General features: G+C 60.9%; 21 protein-coding genes. 13 read left to right on the forward strand and 8 right to left on the reverse strand.

Going from position 1 to position 25,536, the window contains the following annotated elements; genetic code table 11:
• Positions 1 to 85: 85 nt before the first annotated feature.
• Positions 86 to 523, reverse strand: a complete 438-nt coding sequence (locus tag ABVS03_RS01515; protein ID WP_330971297.1) for a hypothetical protein — start codon at positions 521 to 523, stop codon at positions 86 to 88.
• 127 nt (positions 524 to 650) lie between these two features.
• Here ABVS03_RS01515 and ABVS03_RS01520 point away from each other — a divergent pair, with 127 nt between their 5' ends.
• Complete coding sequence (locus ABVS03_RS01520; protein WP_368017739.1) at positions 651 to 1,592, forward strand: DMT family transporter; 942 nt, start codon at positions 651 to 653, stop codon at positions 1,590 to 1,592.
• Between the two features lie 129 nt (positions 1,593 to 1,721).
• On the opposite strand, the gene ABVS03_RS01525 is transcribed toward ABVS03_RS01520, so the two are convergent.
• From ABVS03_RS01525 to larE, 4 genes are all read right to left on the reverse strand, one after another.
• Entirely contained in the window at positions 1,722 to 2,372 is a 651-nt protein-coding gene (locus ABVS03_RS01525) for a hypothetical protein (RefSeq protein WP_368017740.1), read from the reverse strand.
• A gap of 206 nt (positions 2,373 to 2,578) precedes the next feature.
• Positions 2,579 to 3,931: a nickel pincer cofactor biosynthesis protein LarC gene (gene larC, locus ABVS03_RS01530; protein ID WP_368017741.1), complete on the reverse strand. Its 1,353-nt coding sequence runs from the start codon at positions 3,929 to 3,931 to the stop codon at positions 2,579 to 2,581.
• Between the two features lie 8 nt (positions 3,932 to 3,939).
• Positions 3,940 to 4,704 (reverse strand): nickel pincer cofactor biosynthesis protein LarB, encoded by a 765-nt coding sequence (gene larB / locus ABVS03_RS01535; protein WP_368017742.1) that lies wholly within the window; start codon positions 4,702 to 4,704, stop codon positions 3,940 to 3,942.
• A 3-nt stretch (positions 4,705 to 4,707) separates the two neighbouring features.
• Entirely contained in the window at positions 4,708 to 5,562 is an 855-nt protein-coding gene (gene larE, locus ABVS03_RS01540) for an ATP-dependent sacrificial sulfur transferase LarE (RefSeq protein ID WP_330971302.1), read from the reverse strand.
• 147 nt (positions 5,563 to 5,709) lie between these two features.
• Between larE and ABVS03_RS01545 the strand changes: the two genes are divergently transcribed.
• The 6 genes from ABVS03_RS01545 to nudC are packed head-to-tail and all read left to right on the forward strand — an operon-like array spanning position 5,710 to position 12,397.
• The gene (locus ABVS03_RS01545; RefSeq protein ID WP_368017743.1) at positions 5,710 to 7,665 is read left to right on the forward strand and encodes a BMP family ABC transporter substrate-binding protein; all 1,956 of its coding nucleotides are present in this window, start codon (positions 5,710 to 5,712) and stop codon (positions 7,663 to 7,665) included.
• A 3-nt stretch (positions 7,666 to 7,668) separates the two neighbouring features.
• Entirely contained in the window at positions 7,669 to 8,388 is a 720-nt protein-coding gene (locus ABVS03_RS01550) for a metallophosphoesterase (RefSeq protein WP_368017744.1), read from the forward strand.
• A 16-nt stretch (positions 8,389 to 8,404) separates the two neighbouring features.
• On the forward strand, positions 8,405 to 9,910 hold the full coding sequence (locus ABVS03_RS01555) for an MBL fold metallo-hydrolase (protein ID WP_330971305.1): 1,506 nt from the start codon (positions 8,405 to 8,407) through the stop codon (positions 9,908 to 9,910).
• A 35-nt stretch (positions 9,911 to 9,945) separates the two neighbouring features.
• Complete coding sequence (locus ABVS03_RS01560) at positions 9,946 to 10,770, forward strand: Cof-type HAD-IIB family hydrolase (RefSeq protein ID WP_368017745.1); 825 nt, start codon at positions 9,946 to 9,948, stop codon at positions 10,768 to 10,770.
• Positions 10,767 to 11,492 (forward strand): DUF554 domain-containing protein, encoded by a 726-nt coding sequence (locus ABVS03_RS01565; protein ID WP_368017746.1) that lies wholly within the window; start codon positions 10,767 to 10,769, stop codon positions 11,490 to 11,492. The genes ABVS03_RS01560 and ABVS03_RS01565 overlap by 4 nt, the downstream gene beginning before the upstream one ends.
• 20 nt (positions 11,493 to 11,512) lie before the next feature.
• Positions 11,513 to 12,397, forward strand: a complete 885-nt coding sequence (nudC, locus tag ABVS03_RS01570) for an NAD(+) diphosphatase (protein ID WP_368017747.1) — start codon at positions 11,513 to 11,515, stop codon at positions 12,395 to 12,397.
• Between the two features lie 83 nt (positions 12,398 to 12,480).
• Here nudC and ABVS03_RS01575 read toward each other — a convergent pair whose 3' ends face one another.
• Positions 12,481 to 14,181, reverse strand: coding sequence for an OPT/YSL family transporter (locus ABVS03_RS01575; protein WP_368017748.1), 1,701 nt, complete (start codon positions 14,179 to 14,181; stop codon positions 12,481 to 12,483).
• A 134-nt stretch (positions 14,182 to 14,315) separates the two neighbouring features.
• Between ABVS03_RS01575 and ABVS03_RS01580 the strand changes: the two genes are divergently transcribed.
• Entirely contained in the window at positions 14,316 to 15,155 is an 840-nt protein-coding gene (locus ABVS03_RS01580) for a type III pantothenate kinase (RefSeq protein WP_368017749.1), read from the forward strand.
• Positions 15,156 to 15,206: 51 nt separating this feature from the next.
• Here ABVS03_RS01580 and nrdG read toward each other — a convergent pair whose 3' ends face one another.
• Positions 15,207 to 15,776: an anaerobic ribonucleoside-triphosphate reductase activating protein gene (gene nrdG / locus ABVS03_RS01585; protein ID WP_368017750.1), complete on the reverse strand. Its 570-nt coding sequence runs from the start codon at positions 15,774 to 15,776 to the stop codon at positions 15,207 to 15,209.
• Between the two features lie 140 nt (positions 15,777 to 15,916).
• Entirely contained in the window at positions 15,917 to 18,139 is a 2,223-nt protein-coding gene (nrdD, locus tag ABVS03_RS01590) for an anaerobic ribonucleoside-triphosphate reductase (RefSeq protein WP_368017751.1), read from the reverse strand.
• A gap of 1,337 nt (positions 18,140 to 19,476) precedes the next feature.
• On the opposite strand from nrdD, the gene ABVS03_RS01595 reads away from it, so the two are divergent.
• The 5 genes from ABVS03_RS01595 to ilvC all read left to right on the forward strand — a co-directional run bounded on the left by ABVS03_RS01595 (position 19,477) and on the right by ilvC (position 25,454).
• Positions 19,477 to 19,815 (forward strand): hypothetical protein, encoded by a 339-nt coding sequence (locus tag ABVS03_RS01595; protein WP_368017752.1) that lies wholly within the window; start codon positions 19,477 to 19,479, stop codon positions 19,813 to 19,815.
• 681 nt (positions 19,816 to 20,496) lie between these two features.
• A complete protein-coding gene (locus ABVS03_RS01600) occupies positions 20,497 to 22,032 on the forward strand; it encodes a 2-isopropylmalate synthase (protein ID WP_368017753.1) in 1,536 nt (511 codons plus the stop codon).
• A gap of 47 nt (positions 22,033 to 22,079) precedes the next feature.
• Complete coding sequence (ilvB, locus tag ABVS03_RS01605; protein ID WP_368017802.1) at positions 22,080 to 23,768, forward strand: biosynthetic-type acetolactate synthase large subunit; 1,689 nt, start codon at positions 22,080 to 22,082, stop codon at positions 23,766 to 23,768.
• A gap of 4 nt (positions 23,769 to 23,772) precedes the next feature.
• A complete protein-coding gene (gene ilvN / locus ABVS03_RS01610; RefSeq protein ID WP_330971315.1) occupies positions 23,773 to 24,279 on the forward strand; it encodes an acetolactate synthase small subunit in 507 nt (168 codons plus the stop codon).
• A gap of 155 nt (positions 24,280 to 24,434) precedes the next feature.
• Positions 24,435 to 25,454 carry a ketol-acid reductoisomerase gene (gene ilvC / locus ABVS03_RS01615; RefSeq protein ID WP_330971316.1) on the forward strand — a complete coding sequence of 340 codons (1,020 nt, stop codon included), beginning with the start codon at positions 24,435 to 24,437 and terminating at the stop codon, positions 25,452 to 25,454.
• The last annotated feature ends 82 nt before the right edge of the window (positions 25,455 to 25,536 follow it).

A 25,536-nucleotide genomic window follows, 5' to 3' on the forward strand; every position in this document is an offset into this window, starting at 1 on the left:
TACGTAATAGGAAAAGAAATCGCCAATTAGAACGGAATATCGCAATGTATTCACGTCTATAGGGTTTATCGAAGGAACCTGATTGCTAACAGGGCATGACCAGCATCCCGAAGAGGTAGAGATCGATTGCCCCGAGCCCTGCTCCGATGAGGAGAGAGACGATGCCGAGCATGATGGCGGAGGAGCGGCTTGTCTTGATGAAGGTCGGGTCCTTCTTGCGGTAATAGATGTGCTGCGGCTTCTCATTGTCGAAGCGCTTCTGCACAGCATGCTCGTCGTAGGTGTCCCTTGTCGTGCTCTCATAGGGCTCACCGTCGATCTCATAGGCAAAGCTCACATGATAGATGTGGGGTGCTGCTGGCAGATGGTCTGCTGCCACGAATGTGGCATCGGTCTTCTTGAAGGCTATGAGCGGAAAGAGGATTTCGCGGATGCCGAGGACGAGAAAGAGGATCGTCAGGGGAGCCAGTGCATAGCTCAGGATGGCAAGCTCCTGGTCGGTCAGGTACGAAAGAAAGTTCACGGAGATCCTCATCCTTTCCAGGACGTTTCCTCATCATCACCTTCGCTCTGGCATGGAGCCGAAGGTGCGGCATCTACCGTATACTACAACGGAATGAACAAGCCATATGCTGTCTGGTTGTGATGAAATGCCGACTACTTCCCGCCGCGAGCTTCCTCCCGTGGTCTACAAGCTCCTGATTCTTTCCGCTGCACTCTTCTGGGGAGGCTCGTTTGTCGTCCTGAAGGATGCCATCAATGCGGTAACGCCCTCCTGGCTCCTTGCCATCCGTTTCTCCCTTGCCGCTCTTGTCCTGGGCTTCATCTGCAGGAAGAGGATTGCCCAGAACTTCGACAGGAGCCATCTTTTCGTGGGGGGCGTGACAGGCCTTCTCAATGGCCTCGGCTATCTCGTGCAGAACATCGGCCTTCTGGGCACGACGCCGGGACGCAATGCCTTCATCACGGCCATCTACTGCGTGATGACGCCGTTCTTCTACTGGGCCTTCGCAAAGAAGAGGCCTGCCATCCACAACGTGGTCGCGGCAATGCTCTGCGTGACAGGTCTTGGCTTCCTCTCGCTGGGAGACGATCTTTCGCTCTCGCTTTCCTGGGGCGATATCCTGACGCTTGTCTCTGCCGGCTTCTTTGCCGCAGAGATTGCCTCCTATGCCTGCCTGGCAAAGGATGAGGATCCCATCACGCTCACGGTCGTCCAGTTCTGCGCCTATGCAATCGTCTGCGCTATCGGCGGCCTTCTGACGGAGCCCCTGCCTCCTGCCTCTGCCTTCACGCAGGACTTCTGGCTCCAGATGGCCTATCTCGTGATTGCTTCGAGCTGCCTTGCTACGGTCGCCCAGAATATCGGCCAGAAGCATGTGCCTGCTGCAGAGGCGGCGCTCTTCCTTTCCTTCGAGAGTGTCTTCGGTGTCCTCTTCTCGGTGCTCTTCGGCTATGAGGCGCTGACGCTCACGCTCTTTGTGGGCTTTGCCTTCATCTTCGTCTCGATGCTCATCACCGAGCTCATGCCGTCGCCCGAGGCACGGGCTGTCGAAGCTGAGCTTGCGGCAGGGGGAAAGCCGGAGCTGTAGGAGCTCTGGCCCCACAAGAGAGACAGAGCAGACCCTCCGCCATGAAAAAAGCTGCCGGGTACCGCATCAAGCGGACCCGGCGGCTTCATGTTCAGATACCTACCGCGTCAGGCTTGAGAAGCCTAAGGGCTACTCCGCGTGACGACGGTGACGCGGGGAGGCGAAGATGGCAGCGATACCGAGAGCGGCTGCTGCACCGGCGCCTGCCATATCGTTCGTGTCGGAGGTGTTCGGCAGGGCCTCTGCGCTTGCTGCGGCCGCAGGCTGGGCTGCAGTCGTGCTTGCTGTCTTTGCAGAAGCCATGTGCTTCGGCGCGTAGGCGTCGCTCATGGTGCCCTCAGGCTGTTGCGCGTTGTCGATCTGCTTTACGGCATCGTCGATTGCCTTCTGGGCATCGTGGTCAGCCTGTGCCCTCCTGAGGTCATCGGCGGTCTTCTGCTCGTTTTCGGCAGCGGCGTCGTAGGCGTCCTGGTCTTTCTGGGCCTGGGCATCCGCGAGGTCCTGCTTCGCGGTGGCAGCATCTGCTGCTGCCTTGTCGTGCGCTGCCGTTGCCTCATCGAGTGTCTGCTTGGCAGACTCGGTCGTGGTGGCAGCCGTCTCGGTCTGAGCTGTATCCTTCGCAGGCGCGGTTTCAGATGCGGACTCCTCTGCGAGAGCCGGCGTCGCCGTCATGATCAGTGCGCCTGCAGATGCAGCAACGGTTGCTGCTGCCAGGATGCTCTTCGGTGCCTTCGGCTTATCGGCCTCTTTCAGATGCTTTGGCTCTGCGCTTCTCCTCATGATTCCCCCCTTCCGAGCAGGATGTGATGGATGCGGCTGGCCGGGAATGGTGTGGCCTCGCCCCATCCTTTCTCCCGTCATTGTTCAAGGAGGCTTCAGGATGCTGCGCAGCATTTGGCAGCCTGAGGGCCTCCCGCAGAAAGAAGAGAGCCGGAAGAGCGAAGATGCTCTCCCGGCTCGTGTGAGCGCTTCTGAGAAGATGGCCTCTAGGCGTCGAGGCTCTTGAGCACAAGCCTCCATGCCATCTGGAATGGGAGTCCCTGCGCCTTTGCCAGCGCGGCGACAGAATCGTATTCGGGATAGGTGCGCTCGGTGCCGTCCGGCATCGTCACGATCTTGATGCTGACAGGGCCGATCTCGGCCTGGATGGTCTCGATGCGGCGGGGGAGGGTCGTCCTCTGATAGGGATAGCGGCGGATTCCTATGGTCGTCGTGTCCTCGAAGAGGATGCGCTCGAGGGCTTCCCGCTTCTCCTCGGTGCAGAGGACCTGGATCTGCCAGCCGGGCCTTTCCTTCTTCATGAATACGGGCAGGAAGTGCGCATCGAGGGCGCCGGCATCGAAGAGATGCTCCATCGCGTAGCCAAGGGCCTCTCCTGTCGCATCGTCGACCTCGCACTCGAGCTTCCAGACCGTGCCAGCACCACCGCAGGCATTCTCTGTCGCGGCCTTCTGCTTCGGGGCATCTTGAGACTCGATGAGGTAGGCACGTACGGTGCTCACGGGGTGGTAGTCGCGCTTGCCAGATCCTATGCCGGAAGCAAGGATCTTCCAGGAGGAGGGGAGCGCCTCTTCGGTCTTCAAGGCTGCTGCGATCGCGGCGCCAGTCGGCGTCACGAGCTCGCCTTTGCGCTCTGTCGTGGCAAGTGCGAGCCTGTGGCTCTCGCAGATATCTGCGACAGCAGGCACCGGAATCGAGAGGACACCGTGCTGCGTGCGGATGCGTCCTGTGCCCTCGGCAAGCGGCCCCACATACGTCCGCTCGATATCAAGGTCGTCGACACAGACGGCTGCTGCCACGGCGTCGACGATGGAGTCGACAGCACCGACCTCGTGGAAATGGACCTCCTCGACGGGCACGCCGTGGGCATGAGATTCTGCCTCGGCGACGATGCGGAAGATCTTCTTTGCAAGCTCGTTTGCACGCGGCGTGAGCTCGCCCGCATCAATGATGGATTCGATCTCGGCGAGGCCACGGTGCATGTGGTGATGCTCATGATCGTGTTCATGTTCGTGGTCGTGATGGTGGTCGTGACCATGCTCGTGTTCGTGCTCATGATCGTGGTGATGGTGATGCTCGTGCCCGTCTTCGCCGTCGAGGTCGCCATAGAGCCATGCCATGTCGTGGTCGTGGCTCTCCTCGTCGAGCTCGACATCGAAGTCGGTGGCCACGATGCCTGAGACCTGCTTCTTCGAGATCTTCACCTTATAGCCATCGAGCGGCAGGCTCGAGAGTGCCTGCTCGAGCTTTTCCTGGTTTGCGCCCAGATCGAGGAGGGCGCCTACGACCATGTCTGCGGAGATTCCTGTCTCGCAGGACAGATACAGCATGTTGCTCATAGCTCAGCCTACTTCCCTACATGATTGATGAGGTTCGCCTGATAGCCTGCCCCGAATCCGTTGTCGATATTCACGACCGAGACGCCGCTTGCGCAGGAGTTGAGCATGGAGAGAAGCGCTGCCACGCCGCCGAAGGAGGCGCCGTAGCCGACGCTTGTGGGAACGGCGATGACGGGGCAGGCGGCAAGGCCGCCCACGACGGAGGCAAGCGCCCCTTCCATGCCGGCAACGCAGATGATTGCCGCTGCATGCTGGATATCGTCGGTGTGGGCAAGGAGGCGGTGTATTCCGGCAACGCCGACATCGTAGACGCGCCTGACCTCGCTCCCGAGCATCTCGGCTGTCACGGCTGCCTCCTCTGCACAGTAGAGGTCGCTCGTGCCGGCAGCAAGGACAAGGACGGTGCCTTGGCCGTCAGGCGCAGGCGGGTTGCCGATGATGCCGAGACGTGGGGTGGGCTCATAGCGGAATGCGCTGCTGTCGTGCAGGAGCTTCTTCGCAGCTTCGGCCTTATCCTCGTCGAGCCGGGTGATCAGGATGCGCTTCTCGCCGGCATCCATGAGGGCGTCCGCGATGCCTGCAATCTGTGGGGCAGTCTTTCCGGCGCCGTAGATGACCTCGGCCGCTCCCTGGCGGATGCCGCGGGAAAGGTCGGGCACGGCGTAGCCGAGGTCGACAAGCGGTGCCTCCCCGATCCTGGCGGTTGCATCGTCTATCGAGACGGTGCCTTCCTGGACCTCGGCCAGAAGGGCCTTGAGCTCTGCACGTTCCATCTCTTACGCCTTCTCTTCTGCAGCGAGCGTCTCGTTCATGGATCCTGTGCGGTATCCCAGAAGGTCCATCGTCACATAGGAGAAGCCGATCTTCTTGAGCTCATCTGCCACCTCGAGCCTCAAGTCAAGGAGCTTCTGGAGCTCATCGGGTGCAACCTCGATGCGGGCGATGGCGCCGGTCTTTCCCTCCTGATGGATCCTCACGCGGAGCTGGTGGAAGCCGAGGTCGAGCAGGAACTGCTCGGATTTGTCCACCATGGCAAGCTTCTGGCGCGTGATCTCCTCGCCGTAGACGAAGCGGGAGGAGAGGCAGGCAAAGGACTGCTTCTGCCAGGTCGGAAGGCCCATCTCGTGGCTGAGGTCTCGGATTTCCTGCTTCCAGAGATTGGAATGGCGGAGAGGCGACTTCACGCCGAGCTCGGCCACGGCCTTGAGGCCGGGGCGGTAGTCTCCCTCATCGTCCATGTTCGAGCCTTCGAGGAGATAGGAGAAGCCTTCCTCGTCCTTCTTCTGAAGGATCTCCGAGAAGAACTCCTTCTTGCAGAGATAGCAGCGGTTCGTCGGGTTGTGGCTGAAGCCGGGGATATCGAGCTCCTCCGAGGCGACAGAGATATGGCGGATGCCTTCCTTCTGGCAGAAGTCCTCTGCCTCGTGGAATTCCCTTATCGGGAAGGATTCGGAGCGGGCGGTGATGGCGATTGCGTTGTCGCCGAGCGTGTCATGGGCGACCTTCAGAAGGAACGTCGAGTCGACGCCTCCGGAGAAGGCGACGGCGACCGATCCGAGCTCCTGAAGATATTGCTTGAGGGCATCGAGCTTTGCGTGCTCTTCTGCAGAAGCGGTGAATTCATCTGGCATGTAGATCCTTCCGTACGTGGCTGTCACTCAAAGGGTAGCAAATAGGCAGGGTTTGCATGAGACTCTGTAACGTTCCGGACAGAAGAAATAGCGGGACCTTAAAACCGTATAGTATAAGGGCTATGAGAACGTGCGTGAGGTGATAGCGTGGACGAGAACTACCGCAAGGCGATGAAGCAGGGCGAGCGCGACTGCAGGAGGGCGCAGGCGCAGGGCCGCCATCCCTATCTGACAGCGCTCGATTCGATCACGGGCGAGGAGTCGTTTGCCGGCGAGAAGCCGCTCGGCACGTTCGAGATTCCGCTCTCGCAGGTCGTGGGCACCCGTACGGAAGGCCGCCAGGTCGCGTTCTCGCGCACGTTCCTTCCGATCCTGCCCCAGAACTCCGAGTTCGCGATGAAGTGGTCGCACCTCTATGACATACAGGTCACAGAAGGTTTCCGCGATCCGATCAAGGTCTATGAGTTCCTGCACCGCTTCTATGTGCTCGAAGGCAACAAGCGCACTTCTGTCATGAAGTACCTCGGTGCCAAGACGATCGAGGCTGAGGTCACACGCCTGGTCCCGAGCGAGGCCGATGGCACCTACAACGAGTTCCTTGCCTTCTTCAAGGTATGTCCGCTCTTCGAGATCGACTTCACCCGCGAAGGCTCCTATGCGAAGCTTGCTGCCTGTTTCGGCGAGGACCTCGAGCATCCCTGGCCCGATGAGCGTGTGCACTATCTGAGGAGCACCTACTACTTCTTCGAGGAGATGTTCCTGCGTGCTGGCGGCTGGCACCTCGATGTCACGGCGTCGGATGCCCTCCTCATCTATCTCTCCTTCTTTGGCCAGGACAATCTCCTCGAGACGCCGTCCCAGATCGTGCTCGAGCGCATCCAGAGGATCTGGAAGGAGCTTGTCTTCCAGGGCTCCACGCTCGACGGCGAGGAAGGTCCGGTCGTGCTCGTGGACGGGCCGAAGGTGGCTCCCCGGAGCCTCATCTCCCATGTTCTCGGGCGCCTGCCGCAAGGCAGCCAGAAGCCCGTCATCGCTGCCTTCATCCACGAGGAGACAGCAGCGGAGTCTGCCTGGGTGCGTGCGCATGAGGAAGGCAGGAAGGAGATGGCAGAGCGCCTCTCCGGCGTCGTCGAGACGCTTGCCTATGAGGGCTGCTCGGACGATACGGCAGTCGCTGGAGCCATCCAGGACGCCGTTGCCCAGGGAGCGAGCATCGTCTTCACGACGTCTCCTACCCTCATGCAGGCAACCGTGAAGGAAGCGGTCATGCACCCCGAGGTGCGCTTCCTGAACTGCTCGATCACGCTGCCGCACCAGTCGGTGCGCTCCTACTATGGGCGCATGTATGAGGCGAAGTTCGTGCTCGGTGCGCTTGCGGCAAGCCTCTCCGAGGATCACAGGCTCCTCTACCATGCCCATGTCCCGATCTTCGGCACAGTATCGGAGATTGATGCCTTCGCGCTCGGAGCAGCCCTTGTCGACCCTGCGGCAGAGGTCCTGCTTTCCTGGTCGAAGCGCGGCGAGCAGACAGAGTTCTTCCAGGCAGACCTCGAGAAATGGCAGGGGGCTCCGCTCATCTCCGGAAACGATGTGACAGCCCCTGTCGGCGAGCCCTCTGCCTTCGGCCTCTTCACGCTCGAGGAGGGCCACGTCCACAACCTCGCCGTGCCGGTCTGGCACTGGGGCCGCTACTACGAGCTCATCATGAGGAGCATGCTGCAGGGGGCGCTTCCGCCGGCACTCCAGGATGGAGACGGCAGGCTCGAGCTGCCGAAGCCGGCAGGAGATGCCCAGGCTGTGAGCTACTGGTATGGCCTTTCTTCCGGCGTGATCGATATCGTGCTCGCGCCGGGACTTCCTGAGTCCTCGAAGCGCCTTGTCGGGCTCCTCGAGCACGATATCAAGGCCCGGACCCTCGAGCCCTTTGCAGGCGAGATCGCGCTCCAGGATGGCAGGACGATCGACGGCACGAAGCTTGCGCCGTCCGACATCGTCTCCTGCGACTGGCTCTGCCAGAATGTGCGGGGCGGCCTTCCTGGGGACTGGAAGCCGGCCGAAAGCTCGCTTCCCGAAGTGCCTCAGAACACCCAGAAAGGTGCGTGAGGGATGCGCATCCTTGCTATTGCCGACGTCGAAGAGAAGGTGCTCTGGGGCTCCTTCAACAGGCGCCGCTTCGAGGGCATAGACCTCATCCTTGCTGCAGGAGACCTCGATCCCGACTACCTCGAGTTCCTTGTCACGATGCTGAACAGGCCGCTTCTCTATGTGCATGGCAACCACGATGACAAGCTCAGGAAGTCGGCACCGGGAGGCTGCATCTGCCTCGACGACTCCGTCTATGTCTACCAGGGCATCCGCATTGCAGGTCTTGCCGGCTCCCGGAAATACCGGGACGGCAAGTATATGTATACGGAGCGCGAGATGGCACGGCAGATCCGGCGCATTGACCCCCAGATCAGGCTTCTGGGAGGGCTCGATATCCTGCTCACGCATGCGCCGGAGCGCGGCGTCGGCGACCTCGAGGACCTGCCGCATCAGGGATTCGAGTGCTTCGATGAGTTCGTCGAGCGCTGGCATCCCCGCTACCACATTCATGGGCACGTGCATGCGAATTATATCCCTGACTTCAAGAGGGAGCGCGTGCTTGCATCCGGCACCCATGTGATCAATGCCTATGGCTATACGACGATCGATGTGCCTCCAGCGTCCCAGCTCTCCTATGGATGGAAGGAGTCCTGGGTGAACAGGCGCTGCCTCAAGAAGAGCGACGGGCTCACGGCCCAGGAGGCAGGCGTGCTCGGCGCCGGCCACACGTATTTCGGCTGACCGGGAGGATCTCAGCATGCATCGTTCATTCGTGCTCGCGCTCAACGACAGGCCTGGGTCCTTCCTGGCGCAGGAGCGGCTCTTCGCGGCCCATGGCCTCGATATCAAGCGTGTGAGCTACAACAAGGTCATCGATGTCCATACCCTCTTCATCGAGGCGGAGGGGGAGGAAGAGGCCCTCGATGCAGCAGAAGCCGAGCTCAGGGAGCGCAGGGTGCTTGCCGGCCAGCGGCTCTGGGGTAGGGTCGTCCTCCTCGAGTTCGAGCTGCCCGATGCAGAGGGGGCGTTGACACCCTTCCTCGAGCTCTGCGAGCGCTACGGCTTCTCGCTCACCTATCTCAATGCCCGTGCGAAGGACTACCACGTGGGTGCCGCCTTGGATGCCCTTGTATCTGAGCCTGAGCTGCCGGGTGCAGAGATCGTGCGCGCCGGCCTCTATGTGGAGGATCCGGCACGTCTCCAGGTCTTCCTCGACGAGGTACAGAGGATCTGCCCCTGCCGGCAGCTGCCGTTCGGGCGCGAAGGCTACCTGATCGACAACACGCTCTTCTACGAGCCATTCGCGAAGGACATCTCGAAGATCTGCGGCTTCACGGAGGCGCAGGCAAAGCGGGTCATGGTGAACGCAAACAGGCTCATCCAGGTCCTCGAGACGACGAGTGCAGACCCGTTCAAGCCGTTCGACTACATGCGCCAGTTCGCAGAAAGGATCGAGCGCTACCGGGGAGACGGGTACGCCGAGGCGGTGCGCACGACGCGCTTTACGGCGCCAGGCGGAGCCCAGTGCGCCCTGATTGAGCCGCCCTGCGGCTCTGATACCTGGATCCTCTTCGGCGACGAAGGCCTGCTCTTCGTCGATACTGGCTTTGCGGTCTACAGAGACGAGCTGGCGCGCGAGATCGAGGCGCTCTGCCCGGGCTGGAAGCCGGGCGAGGGCACCGTCCTTCTGAGCCACGGAGATGCGGACCATTCGGGTGCCATCAATCTTTTTGCCCATGCCCTTGCCTCAGAGCATGTGATCGAGAACTATGCACGGCAGCGCGAGGGACGTCCCGACTGGCGCGAGCGCGACCCGCGCGGCCTTGCCTATTCGAGGCTTGCAAACCTCTTCAGCCGCTATGAGCCGCCCGCGGCGGAGCTCTTCGAGAGCCTCGGCAAGCGTCCCGAAGGGGCAGATGAGCCTATTGCCCGCTGCGTCGATGCAGACGGAGACCCTGTGACGCTCGACTTCGCCCCCTTCTCCTTCGAGGTCTATGAGGGGAAGGGCGGGCATGTGAAGGGCGAGACCGTCCTCATCGACCGGACGCAGCATCTCTGCGTCTCGGGCGACATCCTCATCAACATCCACGGAGAGACGCGTCCCCAGTCCGAGTTCAACCGCCTGGCACCGTTCCTGCTCACCCGTGTGGATGCGGTCCCCGATCTTGCCCGTGCCGAGCGCAAGTATCTGATCCGCCTTCTTGGTCCGGGGGTTTGGCAGATTCTCGGTGGTCACGGCGCTGTGCTCACAAGGCAGTCGTAGGATTTCTGGGAGACCACGAGAGACAAGGGGAGACCATGCCAAGCTGGACGAGGACAGAGCCGGTAGAGGCAGCATTCTTCGATGCAGACGGAACGCTCCTGTCGTTTGCGACGCACCAGATACCGGAATCGACGAAGCAGGCGCTGCACGAGCTCAAGCGGGCAGGTGTCAAGTGCTTCCTTGCGACAGGACGCCCTCCCTATCAGGTCGATATGATCGATATCGAGGACATGGAGGCCTTCATCCTCTTCAATGGCCAGTTCGTCCTGAACCGCTACGGCGTGATCTTCCAGCAGCCGATCGACCCCGACGATATCAGGGTCGTCGTCGACCAGGTGCACCAGGGCCTCTACAACTGCGCCTTCATGGAGGCGACGAAGTGCTATGTGAGCGGACGCGATGAGCTCCTCGAGCGTGCCTTCGAGGCAGCCAATATCGATATGCCGACAGAGGATATCGACCAGGCGCTCGACCACGATATCATCCAGCTCAACATCTTCCTGGGACCCGGCAAGACCGACATCGTGACCAAGAACACGAAGCATCTGAAGCTCACGCGCTGGAGCCCGAACTTCGTCGATGCATTCCCGCTCGGCGGCGGCAAGGCCAGGGCGGTGGCCCGCATGCTCAGGCACTACGAAATACCTCCCGAGCATGCCATCTGCTTCGGAGACGGCGGCAACGACCTCGAGATGTTCGGCGTCGTCGGCACCTCCATCGCTATGGGCAATGGCAACCCCGAGGTGAAGGAGTTTGCCGACTACGTGACAGACGATGTGGACCACGACGGCGTCTGGAATGCCTGCGTGCGCCTCGGCCTCATTCCCGGCAAGCTCAGAGGGAATGGCGCGAACCAGTGAATCTCTTCGGTGCGCTCGTGAATGGCCTTGCGGCATCAGGCGGGGCATTTGTCGGCCTCACATTCCGGAGCCGGATCTCCGAGGACCTCGGCACCTTCCTGATGAAGGGCATGGGGCTCTGCGTGATTCTGGTCGCCGTGGAAGGGATGATGAGAGACGCGTCGGTCGTGACGATCACGCTCTCGGTTGCCTTGGGCGGCGCTCTTGGCCATGCGCTCGACCTCGACGCTCTGATCTCGCGCTTCGGCTCCTGGGTGGAGCAAAAGCTCGGCCCGGTGGCACCTGCCGAGCAGAAGGCAGCAAGCCCCGGCTTTGCCCGGGGCTTCGTCTCCTCGACGCTCTTCATCTGCGTGGGGTCGATGGCAATTGTGGGATCGCTCGAGGCGGGCCTTGAAGGCGATGCATCGACGCTCTTCGCGAAGTCCTTGATTGACTGCGTCGTCTGCATGCTCATGGCGGCGACGCTCGGCTCGGGCACCGTGGCCTCAGGCCTCTGCGTCTTTGCCTATGAGGCTGTGCTCACGATCCTTGCAGGAGCGGTGGCGCCGTATCTCTCGGATGCGACCATCTCCCAGATGCTTGTCACAGGATCGCTCCTCCTTCTTGCCATTGCCTTCGATATGATGGACATCTGCCATATCAAGACAGCCAATCTCCTGCCGGCAGCCTTCCTGCCGCTTGTCCTCTATCCCCTGATATCGCTCGTGCCGGCGCTTGCCTGAGGCACAGAAAAGAAGCATCCATGATTCAGGAAATCGCTCCGCACGTCTTCGACAATGCCTTCAAGGCGCTCGATCCCGAACCAGGAGACTATGTCCTCCACTATGCTGCCAATGCGTCCTGGACAGGGGCAGACAGCATGCGGGTGCACGGCAAGGGCATGCTTGCGCAGGAACGTGATGGAGAGCTCGTGCTGCCGAAGCTTGCGGACTACGCACGGAAGCCTTCCTGCGTCTATCTCTTCTCGATCGACGACAAGCGGTTCTTCCTTGCGACCGATGTGCTCGTCGAGGTCAAGGGATCCTTCCGCTACCTCTCCGTCTCAGGCTGCCGGTTCTATGAGCCACGCTGGCTGGCATTCGCTGCCATCACGGGCTACCAGCTCTGGGACTGGCGGCAGCACAACCGCTACTGCGGTGCGTGTGCCGCCCCTCTTGTCCATGCACCGCGCTCCCGCGAGCTTGTCTGCCCGTCCTGCGGAAACATCGTCTATCCCCGCATCAACATCGGCGTGATCGTCGCAATCGTGGACGGCGAGAGGCTCCTCCTCACGAAGTATGCCGGAAGACGCATCACGCACTATGCGCTTGTCGCCGGCTATACCGAGGTTGGAGAGACGCTCGAGGAGTGCTGCCGGCGCGAGATCGCAGAGGAGGTCGGCCTTTCCGTCAAGGACCTCACCTATGTCACGGACCAGCCCTGGTCCTTCTCGGATACCCTGCTTGTCGGCTTCTTCGCCAGGCTCGACGGCTCGGACGAGCTCACGGTCGACGAAGGGGAGCTCAGCCTCGCCGAGTGGGTCGAGAGGAAAGATCTTCCGAAGACGCATGAGGACACCTCGAGCATGACAAACTGGATGATCGAGCTCTTCGCGAAAGGGGAGGACCCGTTCAGCAGGAAGGCTTAGGCCATTGGAAGCAAGCTATACAGAAGGAAGCCCCGGAGCATATGCGCTTCGGGGCTTCCTGCATGGTGCGTGTGCCGATTGCCCTAGCCGGCAAGGCCTGCGGCAACGGCGATGAAGGCGATGATGACACCGACGATGGACTCGCCACCAAGGACGCCCGAGGCAACGACAAGTCCTGCCTCATCTGCCTCCTTCTGGGCCTCCTGAGCTTCTGCTTCAGGCATGCCCTTCCTGCGGGCACGCTGGATACGGTCGTAGACCTGCTTCGCGAGAGCGCCGAGGAAGGCCGTGAAGCTCATGTAGAAGGGAAGATACACGCCAAGCCCTATGAGCATGGCAGGAAGGCCTGCCCAGTAGAGCGCGATACCGGAAATGAGCCCCACCCAGAAGGCAGGCAGGCTCGGGATTCCTGACACCATGGTCGCAACGACCGATGCCTGGGCAGAGACGAATTCCTTGCCAGGGCCGAAGGCATCAGGCCCATAGGCAGAGACGAGCGCGACCATCACGGCTGCAGCGACGATGGCACCGATGATGCCGCCCAGAGCCTGCCCCAGCCATTGGGCCCTCGGATCGGTGCCGAGGATGGCGCCAGCCTTGAAATCATTCATGACGTCTCCTGCAAGGCCGCAGGCGACAGCGACGATGCCGGCCACGAAGAAGAGCTTCACCTGGGCCACGCCGGAGAGGGCAGCGACGGCGAGAAGGGCCATGAGGCCGAAGATCTCCATCGGGTCGATGCCGGTCTGGCCGCATGACTGTGCACTCATGATCGTTGCGACGAAGGCAAAGAGCACGACGACGATGGCGGGAAGAGGGCCCAAGCCGAGAGCAAAGCAGACAAGGAGTGCCACGGCGGCCGCGGCGATGCCGAAGATGCCCGCATCGAGGCGGAGAGACCCTGTCGCAAGCGAATAGGGGGAGTCCTTCTCCTCGGTGGCTTCATGCCTGAGTCCTGAGACAATCGTCTTCGCTTCGGGCAGGATGTCCTTCACGACGGTCGCTGTGCCAGAGCCCATCATGAGGCCCATGCCGAGGGAGGAGACGATGCCCCGGGCCGTGGCGATATCCCAGAGTCCTGCTGCAGAGCCGCCGACGATGAGGCCGAAGTTCGAGAAGAGGGCTCCTGCAAACCAGAAGAGGACCGGCACCCAGCCGACGAGGAAGCCGACGGAGAGCATCATCGGCGAGTTGTATATGCCGAAGGTGATGCCGGGAATGGGAAGTGCAGCGAGCATCGTGGGCAGGGCGCCCACGCCGTCGCGCAGGACGCTCCAGAGGCCGGCCACACCCATCGAGCAGAAGAGCTCGCGTCCCGTGGCACCCCCCGCCTCGGTCGCGCGCAGCGTCTCTGCGGCAGCGGTGCCGGTCGGGAATTCGAGCGCGGCATCGACGATGAAGTGGCGATGGATGAGCGCAGTGGAGATGAGGCCCAGGATGGTGCCGGCAAGGGCGACGAGGAAGATCTCGGTCCAGCCGATCTGGTCTCCCAGCCCCAGCATCCAGGCACCGGGAATCGTGAAGGCAAGGCCACCTGCGACCATAGCGCCAGCGCTCATGATCGTGTGCGTTACATTCGCTTCATTCAAGGTCGTATGGCCCAGAAGCTTCAGGAAGAAGAGGGAGATGACGGCCGCGAAGACGATGGGCCAGGGAAGGGCTCCGAGCTTCAGCGCCGTGTAGACGGACGAGGCTGTGATGATGACACAGCCGATGCAGCCGATGAGGGCACCCCTGAGGGTGAGCTGCCCCTGCCATGAGGCAGAATGCGTAGCGTTCTTCAATTGATGCTCCTTGAGGTATATCCGCTCTCCCTCAGCGGAGAGTCGGGTTACGCTGACAGAACGGCTACAGTATACAGGCAGGAGCCCGGATATCCGGGTGCATTCTGAAAATGGTCTCAATAAGGAGAGGTCCCATGCAGGTACAAGATCCCCTCGCTGTCCTGACAGTCGACGTCGGCAATACAGAGACCTCCTTCGGCCTGTTTGCAGCGGGTGTCACAGCAGATGCGGAGCCGCTCTCGTCCTTCACGCTCACGACGGCAGCCCATCTCACGGCAGATGAAGTCAGGCTCAGCGTGCGGGAAGCCTTGAAGCTCATGGCAGAGGATGCAGGCATCGAGGTGCCTCACAGCTTCGGCACGGTTCTTTCCTGTGTCGTTCCCTGCCTTGCAGAAGCCTGGCGCGAAGGTCTGGGCGCTTCTTCGGGCCTGCGTCCCCTCGTCGTGGGGCCGGGCATCAGAAGCGGCATGCGCCTTGCCTACAAGGATCCGGCAGAGATTGGTCCCGATCGCCTGGCAGATGCCGTCGCTGTGCGCACGCGCTACGGAGCGCCATCTGTCGCCGTGGACTTCGGCACGACCCTGAACATCGAGGCGGTAGGAAAAGATGGCGCCTTCTTGGGCGGCATCATAGCGCCGGGGCTTTCGCTTGGGGCAAAGGCCCTGCGCGAGTCAGCTGCACGCCTGCCTGAGATCGAGCTCTCGGTACCGGCACATGCCATCGGCACGACGACCGCAGATGCGATGCGCTCAGGCCTCGTCCTGGGAGAGCTTGCGAAGGTCGACGGCCTCATCGATCTTGTCTTCGAAGAGCTGGGAAGCGCGGCTCCGGTCGCTGTCACGGGAAGCCAGGCAGAAGAGCTTGCCGCACATATGCGCCACAAGGTCGCGGCCGATGCGACGCTCACGCTCCGGGGCCTTCATGAGATCTATGGCGCGAACCCCAAGCTCCAGGGCAGGACTGTTTCGAGATAGAAGAAGAGGGCGCCTGCGGGCGCCCTCTTGGTGTGCGTGCTGCTCTGTGCCCTACATCGTATGGGTCTCGAAGATGGGGTCGTCGTGCCAGATGGTCGGCGTGCCCGACTCAAGCGTCTTCGGCATATCGAGGAGGCGCTGGTTCGAGGAGCCGCGGAAGCGGAGCGAGATGTCCTTCAAGTCCTGGACAAAAGGGCCATCTACCAGGACGGAGAGGGTCTGGAGAATTCGGTCTGTGACCTCGGTGCGGGGAGACTCCATATAGGGAGCATGCACGGGCTCTGTGCCTGCAAGCTCCTCATAGGTGAAGCCGGAGTAGAGCCAGATCGGCTTTTCCGGATAGGTCTTCTTCACACGCTCGAGGAAGTCCACAAGGCCGCGCTGGTTCTCGGGCTCCATCGGCTCGCCGCCCAAGACCGAGAGGCCATCCACATAGAAGGGCTCCATGCTCTCGATGATGGCATCCTCGACGTCTTTCGTGAAAGGCTTTCCGGCTGTGAACTTCCAGGCAACCTCATTGAAGCAGAACGGGCAGTGCCTCCTGCATCCTGAGACGAAAAGCGTCGTCCTGACACCGGCACCGTTCGCGATGTCGCAGTATTTGATCTCGGAGTAGTTCATCCGCCAGCCTCTTCTCTGGACTTTCTTATGGTCTCAACCTTAGCAGGCTCTGCCGACAGGAACGCGTACAGATGGCAGAGCACAAAAAGAGCGGGGACAGGCCTTCCGGCCCATCCCCGCTTGCAGTATGCAGACGGCTCTTACAGGTGCAGGACGCGGTCCTTGATCTCCTGCGTGCGGCCCTGGTTCCAGAACTGGGTGCCGATGTAGCCGCAGGTGCGCCTGGCGACATTGAGCTTGTTCTGGTCGCGGTTGCCGCAGTTCGGGCACTCCCAGACGAGCTTGCCGTCGTCCTCGACGATCTTGATCTCGCCGTCGTAGCCGCAGACCTGGCAGTAGTCGGACTTCGTGTTGAGCTCTGCGTACATGATATTCTCATAGATGAACTGCATGACACGCACGACTGCCTCGAGGTTGTCCTGCATGTTCGGGACCTCGACGTAGGAGATGGCGCCACCGGGGGAGAGGCGCTGGAACTCGCTCTCGAACTTGAGCTTCGTGAAGGCGTCGATCTTCTCGGTCACATGGACGTGGTAGGAGTTCGTGATGTAGTTCTTGTCCGTGATGCCCGGGATGATGCCGAAGCGGCGCTGGAGGCACTTCGCGAACTTGTAGGTTGTGGACTCGAGCGGCGTGCCGTAGAGGGAGTAGTCGATGTTCTCGGCTGCTTTCCACTCGGCGCACTTGTCGTTCATGTGCTGCATGACGGAAAGCGCGAAGGGCGTAGCCTCCTTGTCGGTGTGGCTGTGGCCGGTCATGAACTTCGTGCACTCATAGAGGCCGGCATAGCCGAGGCTGATCGTGGAGTAGCCGCCGTAGAGGAGCTTGTCGATCTTCTCGCCCTTGTCGAGGCGTGCAAGAGCTCCGTACTGCCAGAGGATCGGGGCTGCGTCGGACGTCGTGCCGAGCAGGCGATCGTGGCGGCAGCGCAGGGCCTTGTGGCAGAGCTCGAGGCGCTCGTCGAAGATCTTCCAGAACTCGTCCATGTTGCCATTGGAGGAAAGGGCGACATCGGGCAGGTTGATCGTCACGACGCCCTGGTTGAAGCGGCCGTAGTACTTCGGCTTGCCCGGCTCGTAGTTCTTTGCCTTTGCGACATTGTCGTAGCCGTTGCCGGAGCGGTCAGGCGTCAGGAAGGAGCGGCAGCCCATGCAGGTGTACACGTCGCCGTGGCCCTCGGTCTCGCCCTTGGAGAGCTTGTACTCGCGCATCTTCTTCTCGGAGATGTAGTCAGGCACCATGCGCTTGGCCGTGCACTTGGCAGCAAGCTTCGTGAGGTAGAAATAGGGATCGTCCGGATGGATGTTGTCCTCTTCGAGCACATAGATGAGCTTCGGGAAGGCCGGCGTGATCCAGACGCCCTTCTCGTTCTTCACGCCCTGGTAGCGCTGGCGCAGCATCTCCTCGATGCACATGGCGAGGTCGTGCTTCTCCTGCTCGTTGCGTGCCTCGTTGAGGTACATGAACACCGTGATGAACGGCGCCTGGCCGTTTGTCGTCATCAGCGTCACGACCTGGTACTGGATGGTCTGGATGCCGCGGGCGATCTCGTCGCGCAGACGCTTCTCGACCATCTCGTGGATCTTGTCCTCAGAAGGGTGCGCATCGATCGCATCGAGCTCTGCTGCGACCTGGCGGCGGATCTTCTTCCTCGAGACATCGACGAACTTTGAGAGATGGTAGAGGGAGATGGACTGGCCGCCGTACTGGCAGGAGGCCACCTGGGCGATGATCTGCGTCGCGATGTTGCAGGCCGTCGAGAACGAATGCGGCTTCTCGATGAGGGTGCCGGAGATGACGGTACCGTTCTGGAGCATATCGTCGAGGTTCACGAGGTCGCAGTTGTGCATGTGCTGCGCATAGTAGTCCGCGTCATGGAAGTGGATGATGCCTTCCTGGTGGGCACGCACAACATCGGGCGGAAGCAGCATGCGGCAGGCCAGGTCCTTCGAGACCTCGCCAGCCATGTAGTCGCGCTGGACGGAGACGACAGTCGGGTTCTTGTTCGAGTTCTCCTGCTTGACTTCCTCGTTGTTGCACTCGATGAGGGACAGGATCTTGTCGTCTGTCGTGTTCTTCTGGCGCTTCAGAGACTGGACATAGCGGTAGATGATGTACTTGCGGGCTACCTCGTAACGGTCCAGTGCCATGATCTCATCCTCGACCATGTCCTGGATCTCCTCGACCGAGACCGTGTGTCCTGCTGCCTCGCAGCGGTCTCGCACATTCTCGGCGGCGTAGACGATCTGGCGGTCGGTCAGACGCTCGTCTTCGGCTGCCTCGCGGTTCGCGCCCCTGATCGCGTTCTCGATCTTCGAGATATCGAAGGAAACTTCAGATCCGTTGCGCTTGATAATCTTCATTTCCGCTCTCCTTGATGGTTGTCGCCAGCGCCTTGCCCGCCGGCCTTTCGCGCAGCTGTCTTCTGGGTGCAATGCGAGAGGCGTCTGCGTTGGTGCATATCAGCTGTGGCTACCACAGCCTCTTGCGCTGCATGATGTACTATGCCACAACTCATGGTGGTCTGCAGCGCTGAAATATACAAGATATTGTTGAAAGAGTGTCGAAGACCTGTCGACAACATGTAGAAAAGCGACTCCGGCGCAGGTAGCAAAACTGCGCCCGGGAAAGCATTTTCGCACGGAGGGCCAAAGGATTTTTTCGGCAGACGCAAAAGCACACAAAGCGTTCGATAGCGTCGCATTTCTGCCAGAAATCTGGCGGCACCGCACAGGCCGCTGACGTGTGCGTATGCCTCCGGTGCATGGAACGGAGGCAGAACAGACCTCGAGCGCATGGATGGAGGGGCTGTGATGCCAGAAAGAGTGCGAGACAGCTTCAGGACGCGGCCGTTCCGCACCGCGCTGGGAATGAAGCCAGCACGGTCTGGAACGGCAAGCTGTGCGGGTGTGCAGGGACAATGCTTTGTCGTTCTCTTGGAGCAGGTACACGAAGGCTCCGATGGCTCCCCATGGACCATTTCTTTGCAATGAGAGGGCTGCATACGATTGGTCGGGAAGCCAGTTTCAGCACGCTATGAGCAATGGCCTTTGCAGGGATGCATGGGTGGGGGTTCCATCGTTGAACAAGGGTAGTCTTTATATCGTAGCCAAGCTGCATCTGCATCATGGGCATCCCTGATTATGCGTTATGCTCGGACATCGAAGAAACCGGCAGGAGAGTTCAGCATGGTGAATTCGGTATGGTTCCAATTCATGGTGAGATCCAAGCCATGAGAATCGAGACCGATGGAGGTATGCAGGAGCGTTCTTCTGTGGCATAGGTATTTTGGTGGTTGGTTTCCGCTGCCTCCAAGTGCCGGGGCCTATCCCCGGCTTCTTCTGTCTCCAGGGGCTGTTTCATGGCAAGAGGGCAGAGCATCTTTGCGGACGAAAGCGGGGATATGGGAGGAGTATCTCGCACTGCCTGCTGACACCTGTCTTCCATGACCAGGCGAATGATATTCGCGAGCAGGTCATGCGCTACGAGCAGGCGCTTTCTAGGGCAGGCCTTCCCAACATTCCCTTCCGCTCAGAGCCGCTGCTGAATGGTCATGGCACCTATGAGGGCCTGGAGCCATCGCAAAGGAAACAACTCCTGTGGTCTTTCAACGTGCTGGTCCAGCGCCTGCCGATTAGCTACGCTACCTTTTTTCTATCGTCGCAGCGAGTACCCGAATCCAGAGGGCCTCTCGAGGCGCATGGAGCGCGACATCGAAACTTTCATGTCGGACAGCCTGGATTTCTTTCAGACCTTCGACGATATGAAGGTCTGCTACGACGGTGGACAGAGCATCGTGGAGCGTGCTCTGTACGGAGCAGCGGGAGGCATTTTGTCCCGCAATGTCGTCGTGCGTCGAAAGACTGCCATGAGCGTCTATCGGCTGGAGCAGGTAGCTGACTACCTGTGCACCATTGAGCTTGCTGCCGTTAAATATGCTGTCCACGAGGATGGTGAGACGTACGACAAGTTCTTTGGCGGCGTGGGTGCCTTCAAGCGCAACTGGCTGAAGCAAGCCCGCCGTAAGCGCATGAACTAGCAGCCTGAGCGACAGCCTCCAGAGCGGCTGGCGTATCCATCGATAGGCTCTGGAAAATCAGGCGTGCCTGCATGCAGTGATGTCCCTGCGCTATGCCACCCAGACAGATATGGTCCGTATGCAAGCAGGCGGGGAAGGCCACAACGAAGGCATTCGACAAATGTGAAGGCGCTGTGGCGCCCCGCATCTTCCACGACCGCTCCCGGATTCAGGAAGCGCACAGGGCAGGGCTAGCTTTCAGGCATGATGGCGGCTGCATCTATATTTAGAAGAAGCGGTCAGAGAGGTAGCTGAAAGCTTGCTTGGGTGCTTTGTTTCCGTTTCGCTACGTAACAGATTCAGAGCCTGTCCAAGCTGTTTCGAGTGTGTCATCCTGCTACCAACGCACCGGGAGGTGCCAAGTCCAAGGGAGTATCCAGAGTGTCTCAAATTAAGACATACATTGGTTCTGAAGCTGCGCAGAGCGTAGCCATCAGCTCCATTGCGGTACTCCTACTAGCGAGCGCGCGCTAGGCGTATAGACATATACAGCCAGCGCGTTAGATCCTGTCTTCCTAGAAAGCTAGGCATCGGCGCTCGCACACACCACCCTTACATAGAACTCTCTGCGACGCCTGCCAGGTTTCCTGGGCCAGGCGTTTTGTGTATCAATGTGCATCCGCACACGAGAGGAGCCATCCTATGACCCGCAAGATTGCAATCTTCGACACCACCCTCCGCGACGGCGAGCAGTCCCCCGGCGCATCCATGAACACGGAAGAGAAGCTTGTGATTGCCCAGGAGCTCATCCGCATGCATGTCGATGTCATCGAGGCCGGCTTCCCGATTTCGAGTCCGGGCGACTTCAAGTCCGTACAGGAGATCGGCCGCCTCGCAGGCGATGACTGCGTCGTATGCGGCCTCACGCGCGCTGTCGACAAGGATATCGACCGTGCCGCAGAGGCCCTGAAGACCGCCAAGCGCCCCCGCATCCACACTGGCCTCGGCGTCTCGCCGCAGCACCTCGCAGAGAAGCTCCGCATCACGGAGGACGAGTGCATCGAGCGTGCCATCCACTGCGTCAAGTATGCAAAGCAGTATGTGGACGACGTCGAGTTCTATGCAGAGGATGCTGGCCGTGCCGACCAGGACTTCCTGATCCGTGTCATCCAGGCAGCAGTCGATGCCGGCGCCACGGTCGTGAACATTCCGGATACGACGGGCTACAACATGCCGGATGACTTCGGTGCTCGCATCAAGAGCCTCTCCGACAATGTCCGCGGCATCGAGAACGTCACGATCTCCGTGCACACGCACAACGACCTGGGCATGGCAACAGCGCTGGCGCTCGCTGGCGTCAAGAACGGCGCCACGCAGGTCGAGTGCACGATCAATGGCCTCGGCGAGCGTGCCGGCAACACCGCCCTCGAAGAGGTTGTCATGGCGCTCAAGATGCACGGCGACGAGCTCGATGGCCACACGGACATCGTGACGCAGGAGCTCACGCGTGCAAGTCACCTGGTGTCCCGCATCACAGGCATGAATGTCCAGGCAAACAAGGCCATCGTCGGCGCCAATGCCTTTGCGCACTCCTCCGGCATCCACCAGGACGGCGTGCTCAAGGCCCGCGATACCTACGAGATCATCAACCCCGAGGATGTGGGTGCCGCAGGATCGGAGATCATCCTCTCTGCGAGGAGCGGGCACGCAGCGCTGAAGCATCGTCTCGCCGAGCTCGGCTACACATTTGCGCCTGAGGAGTTCGACGACATCTACCAGCGCTTCCTCGAGATCGCAGACCAGAAGAAGGAAGTCTACGACGAGGACCTCGAGTCCATGGTCCAGGAGCGCGACCGCGACATCAAGGCTGTCTACACGCTCGATGCACTGCAGGTGAGCTGCGGCGACCCGCTGGTGCCTACCGCCACGGCCACGATCATGGACGAAGCAGGGGAGAAGCACGTCGTCTGCGCCACGGGCACAGGCCCGGTCGATGCCGCCTACAAGGCAATCGACATGGTCGTCTCGATGCACGGCGACCTCCAGGAGTTCGTCGTCAAGGCCGTCACGCGCGGCATCGACGCGATCGGCGAGGTCACGGTCCGCATCCAGTCCGAGTCCGGCAAGATCTACACGGGCCGTGGCGCCGACAACGATATCGTCGTGTCCTCGGCAAAGGCCTATGTCAATGCGATCAACCGCATGATCCAGACGGCACGCGCCAACGAAGGCAAGTAGTTCATATCAGCAAGACAAGCGGGAAGGAGGGCGAGAACGTGGAGAAGATGACGGGAGCGGAGCTCCTCATCGAGACGCTCATCGAGGAGGGCGTGAATACCGTATTCGGCTATCCCGGCGGCACTGTGCTTGATATATATGATGCACTCTACGACAGGCGCGACCGCATCCGCCACATCGAGACGACGCACGAGCAGCATGCCACGCATGCTGCCGATGGCTATGCCAGGGCGACAGGACGCTGCGGTGTCGTTATCGCCACGTCAGGTCCGGGCGCCACGAATCTCGTGACCGGCATCGCCACGGCCTACCTCGACTCCATCCCGCTTGTCGCAATCACCGGCAACGTGAGCAACCAGATGATCGGCACGGACGCCTTCCAGGAGCTCGATATCACCGGCGTCACGCTGCCCATAACGAAGCACAACTACTTCGTGCGCTCGGCAGACAGGCTCGAGCATATCGTGCACGAGGCCTTCGCGCTCGCAAGCTCCGGGAGGAAGGGTCCTGTCCTTGTGGACATCCCTTCCGATGTCCAGCGCCAGCTCGTAGAGCCTCTGGAGCACGACGAGGTGAAGCTCAGGCCGCAGCAGATGGTGCCCGATGCGGCTGACCTCGAGGCAGCAGCTCGTACCATCAACAGCGCCGAGCGCCCCTTCATCTACTTTGGTGGAGGCGTCGTCGCAGATGGAGCGGGGGATGAGGTCGTAGAGCTTGCCAAGAGGATCTCTGCTCCCATCGGCTGCTCGCTCATGGGTGTCTCCGGCATCCCGACGAGGACTCCCAATTTCCTCGGCATGCAGGGCATGCATGGACACTTTGCCAGCACGAAAGCGCTCAATGACTCCGACTGTCTGATCGCCCTCGGCGTGCGCTTCAACGACCGCGCGACGGGGGACCGCACGAAGTTCGGTCCCTCCGGCAAGGTCGTGCGCATCGATATCGACTCCTCGGAGCTCTCGAAGACCCTGGACGACAAGGTCGAGCTTCTGGGGGATGTGGAGGAGACCTTGCGTGCGCTCCTGCCGCTCATCGAGCCCAACACGCACGAGGCGTGGGGGCGCCATGTGCGCGAGCTCAGGGCAGAGGAGAAGGGCTACGACGACTACCGTGACGGCATGACCCCGAAGAACCTCATGATTGCTATCGACAGGATCCGTCCGCACGAGTCTGCCGTCGTGACCGACGTGGGGCAGCATCAGATGTGGGCCGCGCAGTACCTCACGTTCGTGCATCCCCGGGAGTTCATCACCTCAGGAGGCCTGGGGACCATGGGCTTCGGCTTCGGCGCCGCAATCGGCGCCGCTCTCGGCACCGGGTGCCGCTCGGTTCTCATTACGGGCGATGGCTCCTTTGCGATGGACATGGCGGAGACCATCACGGCCGCCGACCATGACATTCCGGTCACGGTCGTGCTCCTGAACAACGGGACCTTGGGCATGGTGCGACAGATGCAGTCGCTCTTCAGGCACCAGCGCTACTCCGAGACGACGCTTTCCCACAAGGGAGCAGACTTCTGCGCCATTGCCCGCGGCATGGGTGCCAAGGCAACGCGCACGGAGACCCTTGAGGACTTCTCCCGTGCCTTCGAGGCTTCCTTCTCCGAGGCAGGACCCGTCCTCATCGAGTGCCCGATAGGGATCGACGAGTTCGTGACGCCGGTGCTCCAGATCGGTGCCTCGATGGACGAGCTCATCGTGAACATGGACGACGTGAAGCAGAGGATGGGGCGATAGCATCATGAAGACCTACAGCATTGCCATCATGGTGCGCAACGAGTACGGCGTGCTCAACCGTGTCACGAGCATGTTCCGCCGCCGCCAGTTCAACATCACCTGCCTCACGGTCTCCGAGACCGAGACAGAAGATCTTTCCCGCATCACCGTGCAGTTCGAGGGCGAGGACAGGGCCAAGCGCCAGCTTGTCGCCCAGCTCGCGAAGCTCCCCGATGTCGTCTCCTTCAAGGAGTTCGACCCGGAGGATTCCATCAGCTGCGAGCTTCTGCTTCTGAAGGTCGCAAACGACAATGCGACCCGCCAGCAGGTGCTCGATGCCGGCGAGGCATTCCGTGCCAAGATCGTCGACTACACCCGCGATTCCATCGTGTTCCGCATTGCCGGGGGCACCCGGCGCATAGACAACTTCATCGACCTCATGCGTGATTTCGAGATCCTGGAGGTGTGCCGCACAGGCGTCATATCGCTCGAGCGGGGCTCCTCCGTGATGCGGGAGAACGCGAATCTATAGGAACTCTCGAGACCTGAAAGCCGGTGGAAAACGAACGAACATGCATCGGTTGCCGCGTGCTAACAGGTAGTTAACGGATAGCCCAGCCAGCCTCCCGGATGAAGGCAGGCAGCTATATTGAACGGACCCAAACCAGGATTGAAAGGGGATTGGACATGGCGTTCAAGATGTACCACGAGCAGGACTGCGACATGAGCAAGCTGGATGGCAAGAAGGTCGCCATCATCGGCTACGGCTCCCAGGGCCACGCACACGCACTGAACCTCAAGGATTCCGGCGTGGACGTGAAGGTGGGCCTCTATGAGGGCTCCAAGTCCAAGGCCAGGGCGGAGAAGCAGGGCCTGGAGGTCCTGACCACTGCCGAGGCAGCCAAGTGGGCTGACATCATCATGATCCTCATCAACGATGAGTATCAGGCATCCATGTACAAGAAGGACATCGAGCCGAACCTGGCGCCGGGCAAGACGATCGCCTTCGCCCATGGCTTCAACATCCACTACGGCTGCATCGAGGTGCGTCCTGACTGCAACGTCATCATGGTCGCCCCGAAGGCTCCGGGCCACACCGTGCGTTCCACCTACCTCGAGGGCAAGGGCACGCCCTGCCTCGTCTGCGCACACCAGGATGCCACCGGCGACGCCTTCGATATCGCCCTTGCCTACGGCGCAGCCATCGGCGGAGCCCGTGCAGCACTGCTCGAGACCGACTTCAGGACCGAGACCGAGACCGACCTCTTCGGCGAGCAGAACGTCCTCTGCGGCGGCGTGACCGACCTCATGGAGGCAGGCTTCAACACGCTCGTCGAGGCTGGCTACGATCCGCGCAATGCCTACTTCGAGTGCATCCACGAGATGAAGCTCATCGTCGACCTGATCTACGAGAGCGGCTTCTCTGGCATGCGTTCCTCGATCTCCAACACCGCTGAGTACGGCGACTACACCGCCGGCCCGCACGTGATCACCGAGGCTGCCAAGGAGGGCATGCGCTACAACCTGAAGCGCATCCAGAACGGCGAGTTCGCCAAGGAGTTCCTGCTCGACATGTCCGATGAGTCCCACCAGGTCCACTTCAAGGCCATGCGCCGCCAGCAGGCCGAGACCCTGATGGAGAAGACGGGCAAGGAGATCCGTGCTCTCTACGCCTGGAACGACGAGGACAAGCTCCTCAACAACTAGTTCCGGCACCTGATTTCGGCTGGACGCCCGGATGCATCCCGTATCCGGGCGTCCTGCACACGGAGTGCCCCTCGCACGAGGG

This window comes from Olsenella sp. AGMB03486 (assembly GCF_040884255.1).
In the GTDB taxonomy this organism is placed as follows: Bacteria; Actinomycetota; Coriobacteriia; order Coriobacteriales; family Atopobiaceae; genus Olsenella_L; species Olsenella_L kribbiana.